Annotated in this window: 19 protein-coding genes; 8 read left to right on the top strand and 11 right to left on the bottom strand. The window is 65.7% G+C overall.

Annotated features, from left to right (window positions below; all coding sequences use genetic code 11):
- Positions 1–26: 26 nt before the first annotated feature.
- Positions 27–1,148 carry an A/G-specific adenine glycosylase gene (gene mutY / locus U5775_RS15110; protein WP_322058930.1) on the top strand — a complete coding sequence of 374 codons (1,122 nt, stop codon included), beginning with the start codon at positions 27–29 and terminating at the stop codon, positions 1,146–1,148.
- 62 nt (positions 1,149–1,210) lie between these two features.
- Here mutY and U5775_RS15105 read toward each other — a convergent pair whose 3' ends face one another.
- The 11 genes from U5775_RS15105 to kdsD all read right to left on the bottom strand — a co-directional run bounded on the left by U5775_RS15105 (position 1,211) and on the right by kdsD (position 10,829).
- Positions 1,211–1,849, bottom strand: a complete 639-nt coding sequence (locus U5775_RS15105; protein WP_322058929.1) for an LON peptidase substrate-binding domain-containing protein — start codon at positions 1,847–1,849, stop codon at positions 1,211–1,213.
- Positions 1,850–1,888: 39 nt separating this feature from the next.
- A complete protein-coding gene (rapZ, locus tag U5775_RS15100; protein ID WP_322058928.1) occupies positions 1,889–2,782 on the bottom strand; it encodes an RNase adapter RapZ in 894 nt (297 codons plus the stop codon).
- A 99-nt stretch (positions 2,783–2,881) separates the two neighbouring features.
- Positions 2,882–3,850: an HPr(Ser) kinase/phosphatase gene (gene hprK / locus U5775_RS15095; RefSeq protein WP_322058927.1), complete on the bottom strand. Its 969-nt coding sequence runs from the start codon at positions 3,848–3,850 to the stop codon at positions 2,882–2,884.
- A 58-nt stretch (positions 3,851–3,908) separates the two neighbouring features.
- Positions 3,909–4,436 (bottom strand): PTS IIA-like nitrogen regulatory protein PtsN, encoded by a 528-nt coding sequence (gene ptsN / locus U5775_RS15090; protein ID WP_322059071.1) that lies wholly within the window; start codon positions 4,434–4,436, stop codon positions 3,909–3,911.
- A gap of 318 nt (positions 4,437–4,754) precedes the next feature.
- Positions 4,755–5,111: a ribosome hibernation-promoting factor, HPF/YfiA family gene (hpf, locus tag U5775_RS15085; protein WP_028219970.1), complete on the bottom strand. Its 357-nt coding sequence runs from the start codon at positions 5,109–5,111 to the stop codon at positions 4,755–4,757.
- A gap of 179 nt (positions 5,112–5,290) precedes the next feature.
- Positions 5,291–6,808 (bottom strand): RNA polymerase factor sigma-54, encoded by a 1,518-nt coding sequence (locus U5775_RS15080; protein WP_322058926.1) that lies wholly within the window; start codon positions 6,806–6,808, stop codon positions 5,291–5,293.
- A 339-nt stretch (positions 6,809–7,147) separates the two neighbouring features.
- Complete coding sequence (lptB, locus tag U5775_RS15075) at positions 7,148–7,915, bottom strand: LPS export ABC transporter ATP-binding protein (RefSeq protein ID WP_322059070.1); 768 nt, start codon at positions 7,913–7,915, stop codon at positions 7,148–7,150.
- Positions 7,916–7,935: 20 nt separating this feature from the next.
- Positions 7,936–8,628 carry a lipopolysaccharide transport periplasmic protein LptA gene (lptA, locus tag U5775_RS15070; protein ID WP_322058925.1) on the bottom strand — a complete coding sequence of 231 codons (693 nt, stop codon included), beginning with the start codon at positions 8,626–8,628 and terminating at the stop codon, positions 7,936–7,938.
- A gap of 31 nt (positions 8,629–8,659) precedes the next feature.
- Positions 8,660–9,262 (bottom strand): LPS export ABC transporter periplasmic protein LptC, encoded by a 603-nt coding sequence (lptC, locus tag U5775_RS15065; RefSeq protein WP_322058924.1) that lies wholly within the window; start codon positions 9,260–9,262, stop codon positions 8,660–8,662.
- Complete coding sequence (locus U5775_RS15060; RefSeq protein WP_322058923.1) at positions 9,259–9,843, bottom strand: HAD family hydrolase; 585 nt, start codon at positions 9,841–9,843, stop codon at positions 9,259–9,261. The genes lptC and U5775_RS15060 overlap by 4 nt, the downstream gene beginning before the upstream one ends.
- Entirely contained in the window at positions 9,843–10,829 is a 987-nt protein-coding gene (gene kdsD, locus U5775_RS15055) for an arabinose 5-phosphate isomerase KdsD (RefSeq protein WP_322058922.1), read from the bottom strand. The genes U5775_RS15060 and kdsD overlap by 1 nt, the downstream gene beginning before the upstream one ends.
- A 197-nt stretch (positions 10,830–11,026) precedes the next feature.
- Between kdsD and U5775_RS15050 the strand changes: the two genes are divergently transcribed.
- From U5775_RS15050 to U5775_RS15020, 7 genes are all read left to right on the top strand, one after another.
- Positions 11,027–13,039 carry a cation:proton antiporter gene (locus U5775_RS15050; RefSeq protein WP_322058921.1) on the top strand — a complete coding sequence of 671 codons (2,013 nt, stop codon included), beginning with the start codon at positions 11,027–11,029 and terminating at the stop codon, positions 13,037–13,039.
- Between the two features lie 105 nt (positions 13,040–13,144).
- Complete coding sequence (locus tag U5775_RS15045; RefSeq protein WP_322058920.1) at positions 13,145–13,711, top strand: adenine phosphoribosyltransferase; 567 nt, start codon at positions 13,145–13,147, stop codon at positions 13,709–13,711.
- 37 nt (positions 13,712–13,748) lie between these two features.
- A complete protein-coding gene (locus tag U5775_RS15040; RefSeq protein ID WP_322059069.1) occupies positions 13,749–14,363 on the top strand; it encodes a LysE family translocator in 615 nt (204 codons plus the stop codon).
- Positions 14,364–14,394: 31 nt separating this feature from the next.
- Positions 14,395–15,273: an NUDIX hydrolase gene (locus U5775_RS15035; protein WP_322058919.1), complete on the top strand. Its 879-nt coding sequence runs from the start codon at positions 14,395–14,397 to the stop codon at positions 15,271–15,273.
- A 74-nt stretch (positions 15,274–15,347) separates the two neighbouring features.
- Positions 15,348–16,217: a formyltetrahydrofolate deformylase gene (gene purU, locus U5775_RS15030; RefSeq protein ID WP_322058918.1), complete on the top strand. Its 870-nt coding sequence runs from the start codon at positions 15,348–15,350 to the stop codon at positions 16,215–16,217.
- A gap of 258 nt (positions 16,218–16,475) precedes the next feature.
- Positions 16,476–17,801 (top strand): nitrate/nitrite transporter, encoded by a 1,326-nt coding sequence (locus tag U5775_RS15025; RefSeq protein ID WP_322058917.1) that lies wholly within the window; start codon positions 16,476–16,478, stop codon positions 17,799–17,801.
- Between the two features lie 72 nt (positions 17,802–17,873).
- Positions 17,874–19,268, top strand: coding sequence for a NarK family nitrate/nitrite MFS transporter (locus U5775_RS15020; RefSeq protein WP_322058916.1), 1,395 nt, complete (start codon positions 17,874–17,876; stop codon positions 19,266–19,268).
- The last annotated feature ends 225 nt before the right edge of the window (positions 19,269–19,493 follow it).

The raw sequence follows: 19,493 nt of genomic DNA, 5'->3' as shown, positions 1-19,493 counted from the left end.
TGCAAGCCTTTCCTGCAAGCTCTTTCATGTATCTTTCATCCGCTTCCACCGAAAAACTCGCTCCCGGCACCTATCCCGCCGCGCTGCTCGCGAGCTTCGCGCCGCGCCTGATCGCGTGGCAGCGCGAGCATGGCCGCCACGATCTGCCGTGGCAGAACACGCGCGATCCCTATCGCATCTGGCTCTCGGAAATCATGCTGCAGCAGACGCAGGTTTCCACGGTGATTCCGTACTACGCCCGATTTCTCGAGCGCTTTCCCACTGTCGAGGCGCTGGCCGCCGCGCCCATCGACGACGTGATGGCGCTCTGGGCCGGGCTCGGCTACTACTCGCGCGCGCGCAATCTGTATCGATGCGCGCAGGTGGTGACCGAGGAGCACGGCGGCCGGTTTCCGTCGACGGTCGAAGGGCTCGCCGAGCTGCCCGGCATCGGCCGCTCGACGGCGGCGGCGATCGCGTCGTTCGCGTTCGGTGCGCGCGCGACGATCCTCGACGGCAACGTGAAGCGCGTGCTGGCGCGCGTGTTCGGCGTGGAAGGTTTTCCTGGCGAGAAGCGCGTGGAGAACGCGATGTGGACGCTCGCCGAGTCGCTCGTGCCCGATGCCGATGCCAGCGACGCCGACGTGAGCGCCTATACGCAAGGCCTGATGGATCTCGGCGCGACGCTCTGCACGCGCGGCAAGCCCGATTGCGAGCGCTGCCCGTTCGCCGGCGATTGCGTGGCGAAGACGACGGGCCGTCAACGTCAGTTGCCCGCCTCGCGTCCGAAGAAGGCGGTGCCCACGCGGCGCACGTGGATGCTCGTGCTGCTCGACGGCGATGCGGTGATGCTGGAGAAGCGCCCGCCCACGGGCATCTGGGGCGGACTCTGGAGCCTGCCAGAAGCCGCCGGCGAAGCGGCGCTGGCCGATCGCGCGCTGACCTTCGGCGCAACCGCGAAGGCCTCGCCGCTCGCGCCGCTCACGCACACGTTCACGCACTTCAAGCTCGACATCGAGCCGCGCGTGGTCGAGCTCGAGCACAAGGGCGCGATGCTGGCGGCGAACGAGGGGGAAACGGTGTGGGTTGCGTTGCGCGAGATCGATGCTTACGGCGTGCCCGCGCCGGTGCGCAAGCTGCTCGATGGCTTGCGCGGCTCGTTGATCTGAAGCACGAACGCGGGCGCTAGCTTGGCCAAAAAGCCAGGCGATGAAGTCCGACGAAGTCCGCGTCAGAGCAGTTGATGCTGCTGCATGTAGTGATGGACGACGTCGATGCGCGCACCGGCGTCGTCAAGCTCCATCAGCTTCTGACGCGCGCGCAATGCGATCGGCAGCACTTCCGCGAGGCGGTTCGAAACCCACGAGGGGTCGTCGAAGCGGAATGGCTCCGCGAACGGCAGGCTCGCCGGGTCGCGCTCGCGTATCGTCGCGATGATGCGATCGAGCACCTCCGCACAGGCGCCGAAGCGCGCGAGACGATCGGAGCCTTCGAGTGGAATGTCGTCGGGTAGCGGCTCGGCCATGCCGACCAGCAGGCCGTCGGCTTGCGCGCGATGGGAGAGCAGGCGGAAGCGCCGCGTGCCGTGCGCGCGGATGTACAGCATGCCGAACGTCTCGACTTCGCATTGCTCGATTTCGGCGAGACAGCCCACGGTTTCAGGCACCGCCGCGGTTTCGTCGGGTTGCGCGACTTCGGCGCCGCTCTTGAGCAGACATACGCCGAACGGCGTTTTTTCGCGCAGGCATTCGCTCGCCATGTCCAGATAACGCGCTTCGAAGATCTTCAGCGGCAGCAGGCCGCCAGGGAAGAGCACCGTATGCAGCGGAAACAGCGGCAAATCGGCGAGCACGGCAGGAGAAGAGGACATGGCGCAACGCTTTCGGTTAAGGCCGCGCGATGCGGCCGGTTAGGCGATTAGCCGGGACGATTCTCCGACGTCGAGTGGCGCGTCGCGGTGACGCACGATGACGTTCGACTCGCCCGCGAAGCGCGTGGCGAGCGTCTGGGCAATGTAGACCGAGCGATGCTGGCCGCCGGTGCAGCCGATCGCCACGGTCAGATAGCTGCGGTTGTCGTCGCGAAAATGCGGCAGCCACTTCGCGACGAACCCGTAGATGTCGTCGATCATGGCGTGGACGGCCGGCTGTGCGTTCAGAAACTCGATCACGGGTTCATCGAGCCCGGTGAGCGGCCGCAGACGGGCGTCGTAATGCGGGTTCGGCAGCGTGCGCACGTCGAACACGAGGTCCGCGTCGAGCGGTACGCCGCGCTTGAAGCCGAACGATTCGAAGGTGAGCATGAGCGAGCCGCGGCCGCCTTCGACGAACACCTTGATCCACTGGCGCAGCGCGTTGGCGCTCAGGTTGCTCGTATCGACCTGATGGCCGAATTCGGCGAGATTCGCGACCAGTTCGCGCTCGTGCTCGATCGCTTCTTCCAGCGACTTGAGCATGCCGACGTTGGCGTCGTGCGTGACGGACCCGGAGAGCGGATGGCGGCGGCGCGTCTCGGAAAAGCGCTGGATCAGCGATTGCGTGCTCGCATTGAGGAACAGCACGCGCACGTCGTGCTCGCGCGCGAGGTCGCGGATCATCTCGGGCATGTCCTCGAACGAGGAACTCGAGCGCGCGTCGATCGCAACCGCGAGACGTTCGTAGCCGTCTTCGGAAAGATATTGGGCGAGCTGTGGCAAAAAGCGCGGTGGCAGATTGTCGACGCAAAAATAGCCGACGTCTTCGAGCGCATTGAGCGCCACTGACTTGCCGGAACCCGAGATGCCGGTGATCAGGATGATACGCATGGGAAAGTGGATGAACCCGATTGGGTCATCATAGCATCCGATCTGCGCAGCGGTGATGACGCTCCGGGGCCACGGGCGTGCGCCGTGGCCGGGCGGCGGTCAGATCAGCTTGCCGGGGAACTGGCTGTCGGGGTCCTGCATGGCGAGGCGCTGGCGGTCCATGAAGTCGCGCAGCGTGTCGATGCCGCGCAGTTGCAGGATCGTGTTGCGCACCGCGGCCTCGACGAGCACCGCCAGGTTGCGGCCCGCCGCCACCTGGATCGTGACCTTGCTGATGGGCAGGCCGAGCACGTCCACGGTCTGGCTTTCCAGCGGCAGGCGCTGGAATTCGCCGTCGGGGCGGCGCACCAGTTGCACGATGAGCTTGAGCTTCATCTTCCGGCGCACGGCTGTTTCACCGAAGATCGTCTTGATGTCGAGCAGACCCAGGCCGCGGACTTCGAGCAGGTTCTGCAGCAGCGGCGGACAGCGGCCTTCGACAAAATCGGGGCCGAGGCGCACGAAATCGACGGCGTCGTCGGCGACGAGACCATGGCCGCGGCTGATGAGTTCGAGCCCGAGCTCGCTCTTGCCGAGGCCCGAGTCGCCGGTGAGCAGCACGCCCATGCCGAGAATGTCGAGGAACACGCCATGCAGCGTCGCGCGCGGCGCGAGGATGCGCGACATGTAGAGGCGCAGGCTGTCGATGACCGTGGCCGCCGACATGGGCGTCGTGAACAGCGGCGTCGAGGAGCGCGTGCAGCGCAGCACCAGTTCGGGCGGCGCGCTCATGCCGTCGGCGACCACGAGGAACGGCGGCTCCAGTGCGATCAACTCGGCCATATGGCGCGAGCGGTCTTCGTCGGTTTGACGCTGGTAGTAGTGGACCTCGGCGTCGCCGAGCACCTGGATGCGGTTCGGGTGGATCAGGTTCAGGTGGCCGACGAGGTCGGCACTTGCCGTCGCCGTTGCCACCGTTTCGGCCGAAAAGCCGCGTTCCCAGCCTTCGTGCCCCGTCAGCCAGCTAAGCTTCAGCGTGGTGGCGTTGTCGTCGAAGATGCTTTGGGCGTTGATGCTGGAAGTGTCCATGAGTCCTGGCGCAAAGTGCGCGAAAAGCCACGAGTGACATCCTGGCCCGCGCGTTACATCAAGATTGCCACTGGGTGAGCAGACGATGCAACGTCTCGCGATCCTCCTCCGTGTGCAGCCGCTCGCGTGTTTCGCGATCCGACAGCAGTTGGGCGATCTCGGACAGAATTTCAAGGTGCTGCTGCGTGGCCTGTTCCGGCACGAGCAGGAAGATGAGGAGCGAGACGGGCTGGCCGTCCGGCGCTTCGAAGGGAATCGGCTCGGCAAGACGCACGAATGCGGCGAGCGGCTGCTTCAGGCCCTTGATGCGTCCGTGCGGAATGGCCACGCCTTCACCGAGGCCGGTGGAGCCAAGGCGCTCGCGCGCGAACAGATTGTCGGTAACCGTGCTGCGGGCAATGCCGTTCTGGTTTTCGAAGATCAGGCCCGCTTGCTCGAAGACGCGTTTCTTGCTGGTAACGGACAGGCCGACGACGACGTTCTCGATGGGAAGTATTTTGGCTAAACGATTCATGTTGGCAGGCGAAAACGTGGCCTGAATGCTCCTCACACCGACAACCGGCGCAGCTGATGCGCGAGGCGGCATGCCGTTGCGCGCAAGAGAAACCCTGCGCAGCCGGCGCCTCGCCTGGCTCAACCAGCGCGGTGCCGGGACCATGGGGACGTATTACCCCAAAAGCGACTGGACCATTATAGAACAAGCGTACTGGCCGATGGTGCGATGCGCCATGCATCGGCGCAACCATTGTTGCCTGGTTGCACCTGCGAGCACCGTTCGATGCCGCCCGTTCATGCTCACTTACGCCCATTTATGCCGGGCAACGATCAAAAAAGCCGCCCGGCAGGGGCGGCTTCGCTTGCGCCTTCAAGCGGGGCCGCATCGGCAGCCCCGGCATTCAGCGCATCACTGCGGCGGGACTTCGATCGGCGCGGCCGGCTGATACTTGAGCGACTCGTGCTGATGCCCCTGCAGGCGATCCTTGTGACGCACGACCTGGCGATCGAGCTTGTCGACCACGAGATCGATGGCGGCATACATGTCGCCGTTCGCGCTCTCCACAAAGATATCCTTGCCTTTCAGATGAAGGTTCACTTCAACCTTCTGTCTCTTGTCCTTTTCCTTATGGTTGTCGACCGAGAGGACCACATTGCCATCGATGACCTGATCGAAATGTCTTAGCACCCTATCTAGTTTGGTGATCACATATTCTCGCAACGCTGGCGTTACTTCGAGATGGTGTCCACTGATCTTCAGATTCATAGTGCTTCTCCAGGCTATTGGCCGCGTGACGCGTGAAGCGCGGCTGTGCCGGTCGACTGACTTGCCCCAGGTCGTATGGCTCCCCGAAAGGCCGTTACGAGGGGGCTAGCGCGGCCGGCCATCTCCGCCAACTGGCGCCGCGGCCGGAAAATGCCCATTCCGTAAAGACCGGAACAGGCCTAAAGAGACTTGCGCAGATTGACCGCCGGGATCTTCAGCGCTTCGCGGTATTTCGCGACGGTGCGTCGCGCAACCACGAAACCCTGTTCCGCCAGCAGTTCGGCTATGCGGCTGTCCGAAAGAGGGGATTTGGTGTTCTCGGCTCCTATGAGTTGCTTGATGAGGGCCCGGATGGCGGTGGACGATGCGGCGCCACCCGTGTCCGTTGAAACGTGAGATCCGAAGAAGTACTTAAATTCAAGTGTCCCGAATGGAGTCAGCATGTATTTACCGGTTGTCACACGCGAGACAGTAGATTCGTGTAGACCCAGCGTATCAGCAATCTCCCTCAAAACCAAGGGGCGCATGGCAATCTCGCCGTGCACGAAAAAGTTCTTTTGACGCTCGACGATGGCCTGCGCCACGCGCAGGATCGTTTCGAAGCGCTGCTGAATGTTCTTGATGAGCCAGCGCGCTTCCTGCAACTGCTGCCGCAGCGACCCGCTGCCCGGGTCGCCCCGGTTGTTGCGCAGGATGTTGGCGTACAGATGGTTGATGCGCAGCTTCGGCACCACCTCGGGATTGAGTTCGGCGTTCCAGTTCTGGCCCGTCTTCTTCACGATGATGTCCGGCACCACGTAGTCGGCTTCGGCCTTGCCGTAGGCCGCGCCCGGAAACGGCTCGAGCGAGCGGATCAGCGTATGCGCATCGCGTAATTCGTCGTCGCCGGTCTTCAGTTGCTTGCGCAAGCGCGTGAAATCGCGCGCGGCCAGCAGTTCCAGATGGTTCGACACGATCTCGAGCGCGAGCGTGCGCGTGGGCGACGAATTGACACGCAGCAATTGCAGCTTCAGGCATTCCGATGCCGAGCGCGCACCCACGCCCGCCGGGTCGAAGCTGTGCAGGAGCGCGAGCGCCGCGTTCAGTTCGTCGCCATCGACTTCGAGCTCTTCCGGGATATCGGCAAGAATTTCCTCGCAGGTCGCCGAGAGGTAGCCGTCTTCGTCGAGCGATTCGATCAGGAACGTAATGAGCGCGCGGTCGCGCGGGCTCGCATTGGTCTCGCGCAGCTGCGCCATCAGATGGTCGCGCAGCGTGGTGGTCGATTCGTGGATTTGCAGCGGCGGCAGGTCGTCGTCGTCGGAGGCGCTGCCGGAGCGGCCGTAGTCGTCGAGGTTCCATTGGCTGGCCTCGCCGTTCGCATCGCCGCCGAGGCCGTCGTATTCGTCCACGCCCCGCGGCTCGCCTTCGCCGCTTTCGTTGCCGCTGCCCGACGACGTCGTGCCGTTGCCCGCGCCCTGCATCGGCTCGGCGCCCGCGGAGGTGGGCGGCTGGGCGATGACCGAGCCGTCCGCCGCCACGCGCAGCGGGCTCGCGATCCAGTCGTCCTCGTTCTCGAGCAGCGGGTTCTGCGAGATGGCGGTGGCGACCTCCTGCTGCAGTTCGAGCGTCGACAGCTGCAGCAGCCGGATGGATTGCTGTAGCTGTGGAGTCAGCGCGAGGTGCTGCGAGAGGCGGAGTTGGAGGCTGGCTTTCATGGCAGTGTGCGATTCATTGTAAAGAGTTTGCCACGCCCGCGATACCAAGAAACATTCGCGAAAACGCGCGGGCTCCGCGGCAATGCGCGGCTGGCGCCGGGGCGAATTTGGTGCGCAAACAGGCGCGTTCGCGACGCTCGCGCGCGAGCCTGCGCCTTTCATGGCGCATGCGCTTCGCTGGCCGGCGCCAACGGGCAAACACAACGGAAAACTCAGGGGAATGGGGTACGCGGTAGCCGGCATGTCGCCGGCCATGTGTGGCCCGCCGCGCTCGCCCGGGTACGGCAAGCGCCGTTCCGGGCGCGGGCGGTGTAGCCGGCGCGCCCGGGGCGGGGCCTGTTACATGCGGAAGTGCTCGCCCAGATAGACGCGGCGAACGTTCTCGTTCTCGATGATCTCGCCGGGCGCGCCCGCGGCGAGCACGCTGCCGTCGCTGATGATGTACGCGTGGTCGCAGATGCCGAGCGTCTCGCGCACGTTGTGGTCCGTGATCAGCACGCCGATATTGCGCTGCTTGAGGAATTTCACGATCTTCTGGATTTCCAGCACGGCGATCGGATCGACGCCCGCAAACGGCTCGTCGAGCAGAATGAAGCTCGGATCGGTTGCCAGCGCGCGCGCGATTTCCACGCGGCGGCGCTCGCCGCCCGACAGCGAGAGCGCGGGATTGTCGCGCAGGTGCGCGATCTGGAGCTCGTCGAGAAGCGCGTCGGAGCGCGTGGCGATGGCGTCCTTCGAGAGGCGCTTGCCGTGCTCGTCGGTCTGCAGCTCGAGCACCGCGCGGATGTTCTCCTCCACCGTGAGCTTGCGGAACACGGACGCTTCCTGCGGCAGATACGACAGGCCGAGCGCCGCGCGCTTGTGGATCGGCAACAGGCTGATGGACTCGCCGTCGAGGTCGATCTCGCCCGCGTCGAGTGGCACGAGGCCCACGATCATGTAGAACGAGGTGGTCTTGCCCGCGCCGTTGGGGCCTAGCAGGCCGACCACTTCGCCGCTCTTCACGTCGAGCGAGACGTCCTTGACGACGGTGCGCGAGCCATAGCGCTTCTTGAGGTTGCGCACGACGAGCGAACTCGTCTTGCCCGTGGCCGTGCGCTGATGGATGGGGGAGGCGGTGGCGATGTTCACTGTTGCGGCGCTCCCTTCAGTGTCGTGGCGGGCGCGAGCGTGGCCGACGCGCCGGCGAGCGGCTGCGCGCCGCCGTTGCGCGGCGAGAGCATCGCGCGCACGCGGCCCTTCGGATTGCCGGGGCCGGCGACGTCCGAGCCCGACTTCGCGGTGTAGAAGTCGTTCTGGCCGTCATAGGTGATGACGCTGCCGTGGACCGTGTCCATGACCGTCGAGAGACCTTGCAGGCGGCGCACCGTCGCGCGCGTGGTGAGCGTGGTGAGATCCTGCTTGCCGTCGTAGTCGATGCGCTCGGCCGTGCCGTCGACGTATTCGTCGATGCCTTCGCGCTTCTGGCGGAAGTAGGCGAGATTGGCGTCCGGCGTGCCCGGCGCCACCGTGCCGGTGGCGTACTGGTAGCCCTGCGGGTCCTGCGTGACGACAAGCTTGTCGGCCTTGATCAGGATCGTGCCTTTCGTGGCGACCACGTGGCCGGTGAAAATGGTCTGCTGCTTCAGGTCGTCATACGTCATGTTGTCCGCTTCGATATTGAGCGGCTTGTCCTTGTCGGCGCGTTCGGCGTGCGCGGCCGGCGCGAAGCCCGCGAGCGGGAGCGCGGCGGCGAGTGCGGTCAGCGCCGCCAACGCAGCGCGGCGCCAGCCCTGCGCGAGCGGGCGGCCGGGCAAAGGTCGGGGAAGCGAATCGTTCATGCAGTCGTGCCTTGGTGGACGGCCCGGGGGATCAGGACGAGCCGCCGGAGTCAACCGGGGCGATCGCGCCGCGGACATTGCCGAACAGCTGGATGACCCGGGTGACGTTGTTGTAGTTCATGCCGCTGGTGGCCGTCATGACCGACTGGCCGCGACGAAGTTTAACCGGCTTTTCGGTCAGGATCACATCGTCGTTCACGAGCACGCGGAAATGCTTGGAATCAGCCTGCATATCGGGGTCGCCCGCGCCGGCGGCCCGCAGGATACGCGCGTTGTCGTAGAGATCGACGATCGAGGCGTCGCCGTTGACCGTGCCGCGCAGGCCCGTGGCCGTGACCACCGGCTTGCCCGGCTGGAACGCGCGCACCGCGGGCATCGTGAGGTCGCTGTTCGAGTCATCCTCGTAATGCACCATGTGCTGGGCGGTCAGACGGTATTGCGTGGAGCCCGACTGGTCGAGCTCGGAGACCGAGAAGTTATCGGCGAAATAATCGGGCGTGTGCGTGAGCGGGCGCGGCGGCGGTTCGCTCTCGCGCGGCTTGACGGCCTGCATCAGCCACCAGGTGAAGCCGGCCAGCACGGCCACGCAGACGACCGGCACGAGCGAGGTGAGGCTGAACTTCTGCGGTCTCATCGGGGCTCCGCGCCGCGCTGGGATTGCGGCGATTGCGGCGATTGCGGCGAGCAGGCGGCCGCGAGCATCGCGTCGTAATGGCCCTGGGCGCGCAGGATCAGGTCGGTGACTTCGCGCACGGCGCCGTGGCCGCCGGTTTTGTCGGTGACCCAGTGGGCGCGCGCGAGCACGTCCGGATGGGCGTTCGCGGGCGCCGCGCCGAAGCCGCACTGGAGCATCACGCCGAGGTCGGGCCAGTCGTCGCCCATGTAGCCGCATTGCTCGCGCGTGACGCCGGTCTCGGCGAGCAAGGCTTCGAACGCGACGCGCTTGTCCTCGACGCCCTGATAGAGATGCGTGATGCGCAGCTCTTTCGCGCGCACGGCGACGATGTCGGACTTGCGCCCGGTGATGATGGCCGTGTCGATGCCGGCTTCGCGCAGGAGCTTCGCGCCGTGGCCGTCGAGCGAGTTGAAGCCTTTCATGGTGTCGCCTGCGCCCGTGAACAGCAGGCCGCCGTCGGTGAGTACGCCGTCGACGTCGAAAATCATCAAGCGCACGCGCGCGGCGCGCGCGTTCGCATCAAGCTCCGGAACCGCCATCAGATCACCTTCTTGGAGAACAGGTCATGCATGTTGAGTGCGCCGATGAGCACGCCTTCGGCGTCGACCACCAGCATCTGATTGATGCGGTGGCGCTCCATCAGTTCCACGGCTTCGACAGCAAGTTGGTCGGGACCGATCGTGCGCGGGCCTTTCGTCATGACCTGAGCGATCGCGAGATCGCGGAAATCGCCCGCGCGCTCGAGCACGCGGCGCAGGTCGCCGTCGGTGAAGATGCCGGCCACGTGGCCGTTTTCGTCGACGATGGCCGTCATGCCCATGCGCTTCGCGGTGAGCTGGAATAGTGCGTCGCGCACGGTGGCGTCGCCGCGCACCTTCGGAACGGCGTCGCCCATGCGCATCACGTCGCGCACGTAAGTGAGCAGGCGCCGGCCGAGCGCGCCGCCCGGATGGGAGCGCGCGAAGTCGTCGGCGCCGAAGCCGCGCGCGTCGAGCACCGCGACCGCGAGCGCGTCGGAGAGCGCGAGCGCCGCCGTCGTGCTCGCCGTGGGCGCGAGATTGAGCGGACAGGCCTCTTTCTCGACGCCGGCATTCAGATGCACGTCGGAGAGCTTGCCGAGCGTGGACTGCGGGCGGTTGCCCGTCATGCCGATGAGCTTCGCGCCGATGCGCTTGACGAGCGGCAGGATCGCCACGAGCTCTTCCGATTCGCCCGAATTGGACAGGCCGATGAAGACGTCGTCGGCGGTCACCATGCCGAGGTCGCCGTGGCTCGCTTCGGCGGGGTGCACGAAGAACGCCGGCGTGCCCGTGGAGGCCAGTGTGGCCGCGAGCTTGCGCGCAATATGACCCGATTTGCCGATGCCGGAAACGACGACGCGTCCGCGGCAACTGAGGATGAGATCGACCGCGCCGACGAAGCTGTCGTCGAGCTGGTCGCGAAGCCCGCGCACGGCGTCGGCTTCGATGTCGAGCACGTCGCGAGCTAGCTTCAGCGCCCGGTCGCCATTGATTTTCGCTATCATTCGCGGAGTATAGCAAAGGCGTATGCGCGCCGCGCCGGCGCTCCCAGCGCGAAAGTCCCGGCTTTTGCCGCTTTTGCGCGTCTTCTTCCGCCGTATCGCAGTGCTTCCCTTAGATCCCGATTTGCGCCGATCATGGACCCGACCGGCGCGGGCACAATTTGCTTTGCCGGCAACGCCAACAGAGGACGCTTCACACGATGATCTCCCCGCTGGAAATGACGTTGTTTCTGCTGCTCGCCTCGGTGGTTGGCGTCGTGCTGTTCCGTTATCTGAACCTGCCGCCGATGCTCGGCTATCTCACGGTCGGCATTCTGGTCGGTCCGCGCGCGCTCGGCATCGTGCCGAATACGGCGGGTGCGCAGAATCTGGCCGAGTTCGGCGTCGTGTTCCTGATGTTCTCGATCGGCCTCGAGTTCTCGCTTTCCAAATTGCGTGCGATGCGGCGCGCCGTGTTCGGCCTCGGGCTTTCGCAGGTGATGGGGACCATCGTGGTCGCGCTCGCGGTCGGGCTCGTGCTCGGGCCGTGGGTGCACATCACCTGGCAGGCGTGCATCGCGCTCGGCGGCGCGCTCGCGATGTCGTCGACGGCCATCGTGAGCAAGATGCTGGCGGAGCGTCTGGAGATCGAGTCCGAGCATGGCCGCAATATTCTCGGCGTGCTGCTGTTCCAGGATCTGGCCGTGGTGCCCCTCCTCATCGTGATCGCGGCGTTCGGGGGCTCGTCGGCGTCGCTGTTCGAATCGCTCGGCATGGCCGCCATCAAGATCGTGCTCGCGCTCGGCATCCTGCTCATCGTCGGGCAGAAGTTCATGACGCGCTGGTTCAACGTGGTCGCGCGGCGGCGCTCGCAGGAGCTGTTCGTGCTGAACGTGCTGCTCGTCACGCTGGGCGCGGCCTTCATCACCGACAAATTCGGCCTCTCGCTCGCGCTCGGCGCGTTCATCGCGGGCATGCTGATCGCCGAGACGCCGTACAAGCATCAGGTGGAAGAGGACATCAAGCCGTTTCGCGACGTGCTGCTCGGCCTGTTCTTCGTGACCACGGGCATGCTGCTCAATCCGCACGTGATCTGGCAGCACCCGTTCATGGTGGCCGCGTTCGTGGTCGGGCCGGTCGTGCTCAAGGCCGTGCTCATCACGGCGCTCACGCGTCTCTTTGGCGCCTCGCCGGGCGTGGCGATGCGCACGGGCCTCGGTCTCGCGCAGGCCGGCGAATTCGGCTTCGTGCTGCTGAACCTCATTCTGGACAAGCATCTCGTCGATCCCACGCTGCTCCAGGCGATTCTCGCCGCGATGCTGCTCTCGATGCTCGCGGCGCCGTTCCTGATCCAGAACGCCGACCGCATCGTGCTGCGTCTGTCGTCGACGGAATGGATGCAGCAGTCGCTGATGATGACGCGCATCGCCACGCAGAGCATCAAGCAGAGCGGCCATGTGATCGTGTGCGGCTATGGCCGCGCGGGGCAGAACCTTGCGCGCATGCTCGAATATGAAGGGCTCTCGTACGTGGCGCTCGACCTCGACCCCGACCGCGTGGCTGCTGCTGCGGCGGCGGGCGAGTCGGTGGTGTTCGGCGACGCGGCGCGCCGCGAGTCGCTCGTGGCGGCGGGCATCCACCGTGCGGCGGCGGTGGCGATCACCTACGCGAACACGCAGTCCGCGCTGCGCGTGCTGCACCACGTTCACGAACTGGAGCCCACTTTGCCCGTGATCGTGCGCACCGTGGACGATGCCGATCTCGAGCGCCTGCTCGCGGCCGGCGCAACCGAGGTGATTCCCGAGATCGTCGAGGGCAGCCTGATGCTCGCCTCGCACATGCTCGTGCTGATGGGCGTGCCGATGCGCCGCGTGGTGCGGCGCGTGGAAGAAATGCGCGACGAGCGCTATAGCCTGTTGCGCGGCTACTTCCATGGCACCGACGATGTGGGCGAGGACGGTCACGAGCAGGTGCGGCTACAATCCGTACCGGTCGACGAGCGCGCCGACGCTGTGGGCCGCACGCTCGCCGATCTGGGCCTCTTCGACCTCGGCGTGGAGGTGACGGCGATCCGCCGGCACGGCATTCGCGGCGTGGAACCCGACCCGTCGACGAAGCTGCGCGCAGCGGACATCGTGGTGCTGCGCGGTTTGCCCGAGCAACTGGCGCAAGCCGAGGAGCGCCTCTCGCGTCCCCGCAAGGCGGGCGCCGCCGGCGCGGGCGCGACGGTCTGAGCGCGCGGCGCCCCTGGACTTCCCAGTACGCGACGTAACGCTTTCGGGGTCCTGCCCCGATTACTCGAACCCGGTTCCTTATTTTTGCCACTACCCGGAGCAATCATGTCCAACGCACCTGCGAACGCGAGCGCCAATGCCTCTGAGTTCGTCAACAGCCTGATCCGCACGGTGCCCGACTGGCCGCAGCCGGGAGTGCAATTCCGCGATATCACGCCGCTCATTGGCGACCCGAAGGGCCTGCGCGTGCTGATCGACCTGTTCGTCGAGCGCTATGTCGATGCGAAGCTCGATTACGTCGCGGGCCTCGACGCGCGCGGCTTCATCATCGGGCCGATCGTTGCGTACGAGCTGAACGTGGGCTTCATTCCGATCCGCAAGATCGGCAAGCTGCCGTACAAAACGGTTTCGGAGACCTACAAGCTCGAATATGGCGAATCCACGGTCGAGATTCACGAAGACGCTTGCGGCAAGGGCGATCGCGTCGTGATCGTCGACGACCTGATCGCCACGGGCGGCACTATGCTCGCGGGCAAGCTGCTACTCGAGCGCCTTGGCGCGAGCGTGGTGGAGGGCGCGGCGATCATCGACTTGCCGGAGCTGGGCGGCTCGAAGCTGCTTACCGAAGCGGGCCTGCCGCTCTTCACGGTGACCGCGTTTGGCGGTCATTGAAGCGGCCACCGATTTCACGAATACCCCACGTCACGCCATGCCCAATTTCGCGCTCTTTCTCGCCACCTCTTTGGCCATTACCTTCGCGCCCGGCCCCGACAACCTGCAAGTGCTCGCGCGCGGCATCTCGCAGGGCCGCGCCGCGGGCCTCGTGGCCGCGCTCGGCTTTGCCGCGGGCGTGACGTTCCACACCACGCTCGCCGCGCTCGGCATTGCCGCCGTGCTGCGCTCGTCGCCGGTCGCGTTCCAGATCCTGAAGCTCGCGGGCGCCGCGTACCTCGTCTGGATCGGCGTGAAGGCGCTGCGCAGCCAGGGCCTGGCCGCCGCCGGCGACCGGCCGCGCCAGCCGCTTGCCACGATCTTTCGCCAGAGCGTGCTCGGCAACGTGATGAACCCGAAGGTCACGCTGTTCTTCGTCGTGTTCCTGCCGCAGTTCGTCGATACCCACGGCGCGCAGAGCGTCACGCTGCAGATGCTCGAACTCGGTCTCGTGTTCATGGCGCAGACGGTCGTGGTGTTCTCGGTGTTCGGCCTGTGCGCGGGCACCATCGGCGGCTGGCTCAAGCGCCGGCCGCGCGCGGGCGTGTGGCTCGACCGGCTCGCCGGGCTCACCTTCATCGCCATCGGCATTCGCGTCGCGCTGCGCGACTGACGCATCCGCACGACGCCTGGAGCTTCACGAGATGACCTTGCCTTGCATCACCGACGCGCGCCGCTTCGACGCGAGCGCGCATCTGCCGTTTTTCTTCGGCGACGAGCGCGTGGGCTGGATCCGCCGCGCCGACGTCGCGCTGCTCGCGCGCTGGCCCGACGTCTTCGAGATCGTCGACGCGGGCCGACGTGGAGCCGGTGCGCGCGTCTCGCTCGCCGCCGAGTTCGACAACGTGACGGCGCGTAGCGCGGCGCTGGGCGCCGTGATCGGCGCGCTCGCGGCCGAGGGCCGCATTCCCGGCTGGCGCGACGAAACCTACGCGATCCGCAACGCGTTCGACGCGCCGCCGCTCGCGTTCATCGAGCGTGCGGCCTCGCGCTTCTTCGGCACGATGACGTATGCGGTGCATCTGAACGGCGTCGTAGAATACGCGGCTTCTGCGTCGCCGCGCGCGCCGCAGTTGTGGATCGCGCGCCGCAGCGACACCAAGGCCACCGACCCCGGCATGCTCGACAACGTCGTGGCGGGCGGCATCGGCTGGGGCTTCGGCGTCGAGGCCACGCTCGTGAAGGAATGCTGGGAAGAGGCGGGCATCGCCGCGGAGCTCGCTTCGCGGGCGTTGCCGGGCCGCACCGTGCACGTGCTGCAGTCGCTGCCCGAGGGCACCCAGGCCGAGCAGATCTTCGTCTACGACCTCGCGCTGCCCGAGGACTTCGTGCCGCACAACCAGGACGGCGAAGTCGGCGAGCACCGCCTCGCGCGCGTCGACGAAGCCGCGCGCTGGATCGAGGAGGGCAAGATGACGGTGGACGCGAGCCTCGCGACGCTCGATCTGCTCCTGCGCCGCCAATGGATCGACGAAGACGCGTGCGTGGGCATCGCCGCGATCTTCGAGCCGCCGACGCTGTGAAAGGGCGCCGGTTTTTTCGCCAGCACCGAAAGCCCTTCTGAATCACCAAAGAACTGACGGGAGTTACCAGGGTCATGTCGACCGATCACAGCTTCATTCTCAAACTGTCGTGCGCTGACCGGCCGGGCATCGTGCATGCCGTCTCGGGTTTCCTGTTCGAGCGCGGCAGCAATATTCTCGATTCGGCCCAGTTCGGCGACAGCCACACGGGCGAGTTCTTCATGCGCGTGCACTTCCAGCAAGTGGGCGGCGACCCTGGCCTCGAGGGCCTGCGTGCCGCGTTCGAGCCGCTCGCCGATGAGTTCGCCATGCGCTGGGAACTGCACGACGCGAACGTGAAGCCGCGCGTGGTCATCATGGTCTCGAAGATCGGCCACTGCCTGAACGATCTGCTTTTCCGCTACCGCACCGGGCAGCTCTCCATCGAGATTCCCGCGATCATCTCGAATCACAAGGAGTTCTATCAACTCGCGGCGAGCTACAACATTCCGTTCCATCACTTCCCGCTGCTCGGCGGCAGCGAGGCGGACAAGGCCGCGCAGGAAGCGCGCGTGCTCGACGTGGTGAACGGCGAGCGCGCCGATCTCGTGGTGCTCGCGCGCTACATGCAGATTCTCTCGCCGCAACTGTGCAATGCGCTCAAGGGCCGCGCGATCAACATTCACCATTCGTTCCTGCCGAGCTTCAAGGGCGCGAAGCCGTACTACCAGGCGTTCGACCGCGGCGTGAAGCTGATCGGCGCGACGGCGCATTATGTGACGTCCGATCTCGACGAAGGCCCGATCATCGAGCAGGAAGTCGAGCGCGTCGATCACAACATGACGCCGGACCAGCTCACGGCAATCGGCCGCGACGTGGAGTGCGTGACGCTCGCGCGCGCGGTGAAGTGGCACGTCGAGCATCGCATCGTGCTCAACGGGCACAAGACGGTGGTGTTCCGCTAATCCGCAGTCGTCCTGAGCATTCTTTGCTGCGACAACTTGCCGTAGCGCGCCACGCGGTGCGCTACGGATTTTCGAATTATTCTTATTGCCTGACGGTCTAGCCGCATCCGCGCGGCTTTCTTCTCAGTACCGTCCCAATCCCACGGACTACTCCTTAAGACTTAGCGGCGGATCGTCGCGTCCTACCTGCGGGTAATAGTCCGCACGCGCCGTGCTTCCTACTCTTGTTACGTTGATCCGACAAGAAGAGGAAACACCATGAAAGCCGCCCCATCCCCACAGGCGGACGCCGTACCGGACAGCCGCGCCTGGCGCGTGCTCGGCTCGAGCACATTCGCGTTCACGATCTGCTTTGCCGTCTGGATGATGTTCGCGATCCTCGGCATTCCGCTCAAGAAGCAGCTCCATCTCACCGATACGGAGTTCGGCCTCATCGCCGCGATGCCGGTGCTCACCGGATCGCTCGCCCGCGTGCCGCTCGGCATCTGGACGGACCGCTTCGGCGGCCGCATGGTGTTCTTCCTCACGATGATCGTGACGGTCATCCCGATCTGGCTCGTGTCCTACGCCACGCAACTGTGGCAATTCCTCGCGCTCGGCCTGCTGGTGGGGTTCGCGGGCGCTTCGTTCTCGGTCGGCACGCCCTATGTCGCGCGCTGGTTCCCGAAGTCGCGCCAGGGCCTTGCAATGGGCATCTTCGGCGCGGGCAACTCGGGCGCCGCGCTCAATAAATTCGTCGCGCCGGTGCTGATCGTCGCGGCCGGTTCGTGGACCATCGTCCCGAAGGTCTACTCGGTCGCGATGCTCGTCACCGCGCTGCTGTTCTGGGTGTTCTCGGCAAGCAATCCCGCGCATCTCGTGAAGAGCTCGACCAGCGTGGCGAGCCAGATGCGCGTGCTCGCCGACCCGCGCGTGCTGCGCTACTCGCAGTACTACTCGGTGGTGTTCGGCGGCTATGTGGGCCTTTCGCTGTGGATGCCGCAGTACTACGTGAACCAGTACGGCTTCGGCATCGAGCAGGCGGCCTTTCTCGCGGCGTGTTTCTCGCTGCCCGGCGGCGTGCTGCGCGCGATGGGCGGCTGGCTCTCCGACCGCTACGGCGCCTATCGCACGACGTGGGCCGTGATGTGGGTTGCGCTCGGCTGCTTCTTCCTGCTGAGCTACCCGCCGACCGACTTCGTGATTCACAGCGCCCACGGCCCGCTTGGCCTGCACATCAGCACGGGGCCGGTGTTCTATACGGTGCTCATGTTCATCGTGGGTATCGCGATGGCGGTGGGCAAGGCCTCGGTCTTCAAGTTCATCGGCGACGAATACACCGAGAACATTGGCGCCGTTTCCGGCGTGGTGGGCCTCGCTGGCGGTCTCGCGGGCTTCGTCCTGCCGATCCTGTTCGGCCTGCTCGTGGACCTCACCGGTGTGCGCACCACCTGTTTCATGCTGATGTTCGGCGCCACCGCCGTGAGCCTGCTGTTCATGCACTTCTCGTTCCGCCCCGAGGCGGTCGCGCACGGCCGCGCGATGCTGGAGCGCAAGGAGGAAGCCGAGGTGGCCTCGCTGAAAGAAACTTCGCAGACCGAATAATGGGTCTCGGAACGAAGCAATCACGATGATTTCATGCGCCGCATGGGCGGCGCCAACTGTACGAGCACTATCATGTCCAAATATCTTCTGACCAAGTGGGAGCCCGAGAACGCCACGTTCTGGGAGGCTTCCGGCGAGCAGATCGCCACCCGCAATCTCTGGATCTCGATTCCCGCGCTGATGCTGGCGTTCGTCGTATGGTCGCTGTGGAGCGTCACGGTCGTCAACCTCGACAAGGGCGGCTTCCACTTCACCAAGAACGAGCTGTTCTGGCTCACGGCGCTGCCCGCGCTCTCGGGCGCCACGCTGCGCATCTTCTACTCGTTTCTCGTGCCGATCTTCGGCGGCCGTCGCTTCACCGCGATCTCCACGGCGAGCCTCTTGATCCCGGCCATCGGCATGGGCTTCGCGCTGCGCGATCCGTCCACCTCGTACACGACGCTGCTCGTGCTCGCGCTCCTGTGCGGCCTTGGCGGCGCGAACTTCAGCTCGTCGATGGCGAACATCAGCTTTTTCTTCCCGAAGGCGCGCAAGGGTTTCGCCACGGGCCTGAATGCGGGCATCGGCAACCTCGGGGTCTCGGTCGTGCAGTTCGTCACGCCCATCGTGATCTCGACGGCCGTGTTCGCGGGCCTGCTCGGCGACGGCCAGACGTATGTGAAGGACGGCGTCGAGCACAGCATCTGGCTGCAGAACGCGGGCTTCGTCTGGGTGCCGCTCATCATCGTGTCGTCGTTCGCCGCATGGTTCGGCATGAACGACATCGCCGACGCGAAGGCCTCGTTCAGCGAACAGGCCGTGATTTTCCGCCGCGCGCACAACTGGATCATGTGCTTTCTCTATGTCGGCACGTTCGGTTCCTTCATTGGCTTCTCGGCGGGTCTTGCACTGTTGACCAAGGCTGAATTCCCCGCGATCAACCCGACCGCCTGGGCGTTCCTCGGGCCGCTCGCCGGCGCGCTCACGCGTCCGGTCGGCGGCTGGATCTCGGACAAGCTAGGCGGCGCGCGCGTGACGCTCTGGACCTTCGTTGCGATGATCGTCGCGGTGATGGGCGTGATCGCGTTCCTGCCGGGCGGCGCGTTCGGCGGCGCCGCGGGCAGCTTCGCCGGCTTCCTCGCGATGTTCGTGGTGCTGTTCGCGCTGACCGGCATCGGCAACGGTTCCACCTTCCGCATGATCCCCGTGATCTTCCTCACGCAGCACCAGCGCGCGGCCGAGGGCAAGGGCGCACCGGCGCGGCACAGCGCGCTGGCCGAAGCGGGCAAGGAATCGGCCGCGGTGCTGGGCTTCGCAGGCGCAATGGGCGCGTACGGCGGCTTCTTCATCCCGAAGAGCTTCGGCACCTCGCTCGACGTGACCGGCTCACCCGTCTCGGCGCTCGTGTGCTTCATCGGCTTCTACGTGGTGTGCGCGCTCGTGACGTGGTTCTTCTACGCACGCCGCAACGCCTCGATGCCGTGCTGAGGCCGCCGGACGAACTAGTCCTTTGGGAGTAGCGCGGCGCGAGGGGCCTCCTCCCGATGCGCTGCGCGCACTCTCCCCTCGATGAATGGGCAGGCAAGTGCCTGCCCGCCATACTCGAAAGCGAATTTCGAAAACGATTCGATTGCCCGCCACCGGTACGCAAACGACATGCGCATGAGGCGCATGAGGTGCGAGACGGCAGGGCAGTCGATGAAAAACATCAGC

The sequence above is a fragment of the Paraburkholderia sp. J63 genome, assembly GCF_905220245.1.
Classification (GTDB): domain Bacteria; phylum Pseudomonadota; class Gammaproteobacteria; order Burkholderiales; family Burkholderiaceae; genus Paraburkholderia.
This window is presented reverse-complemented; position numbering and strand designations above follow the sequence as displayed.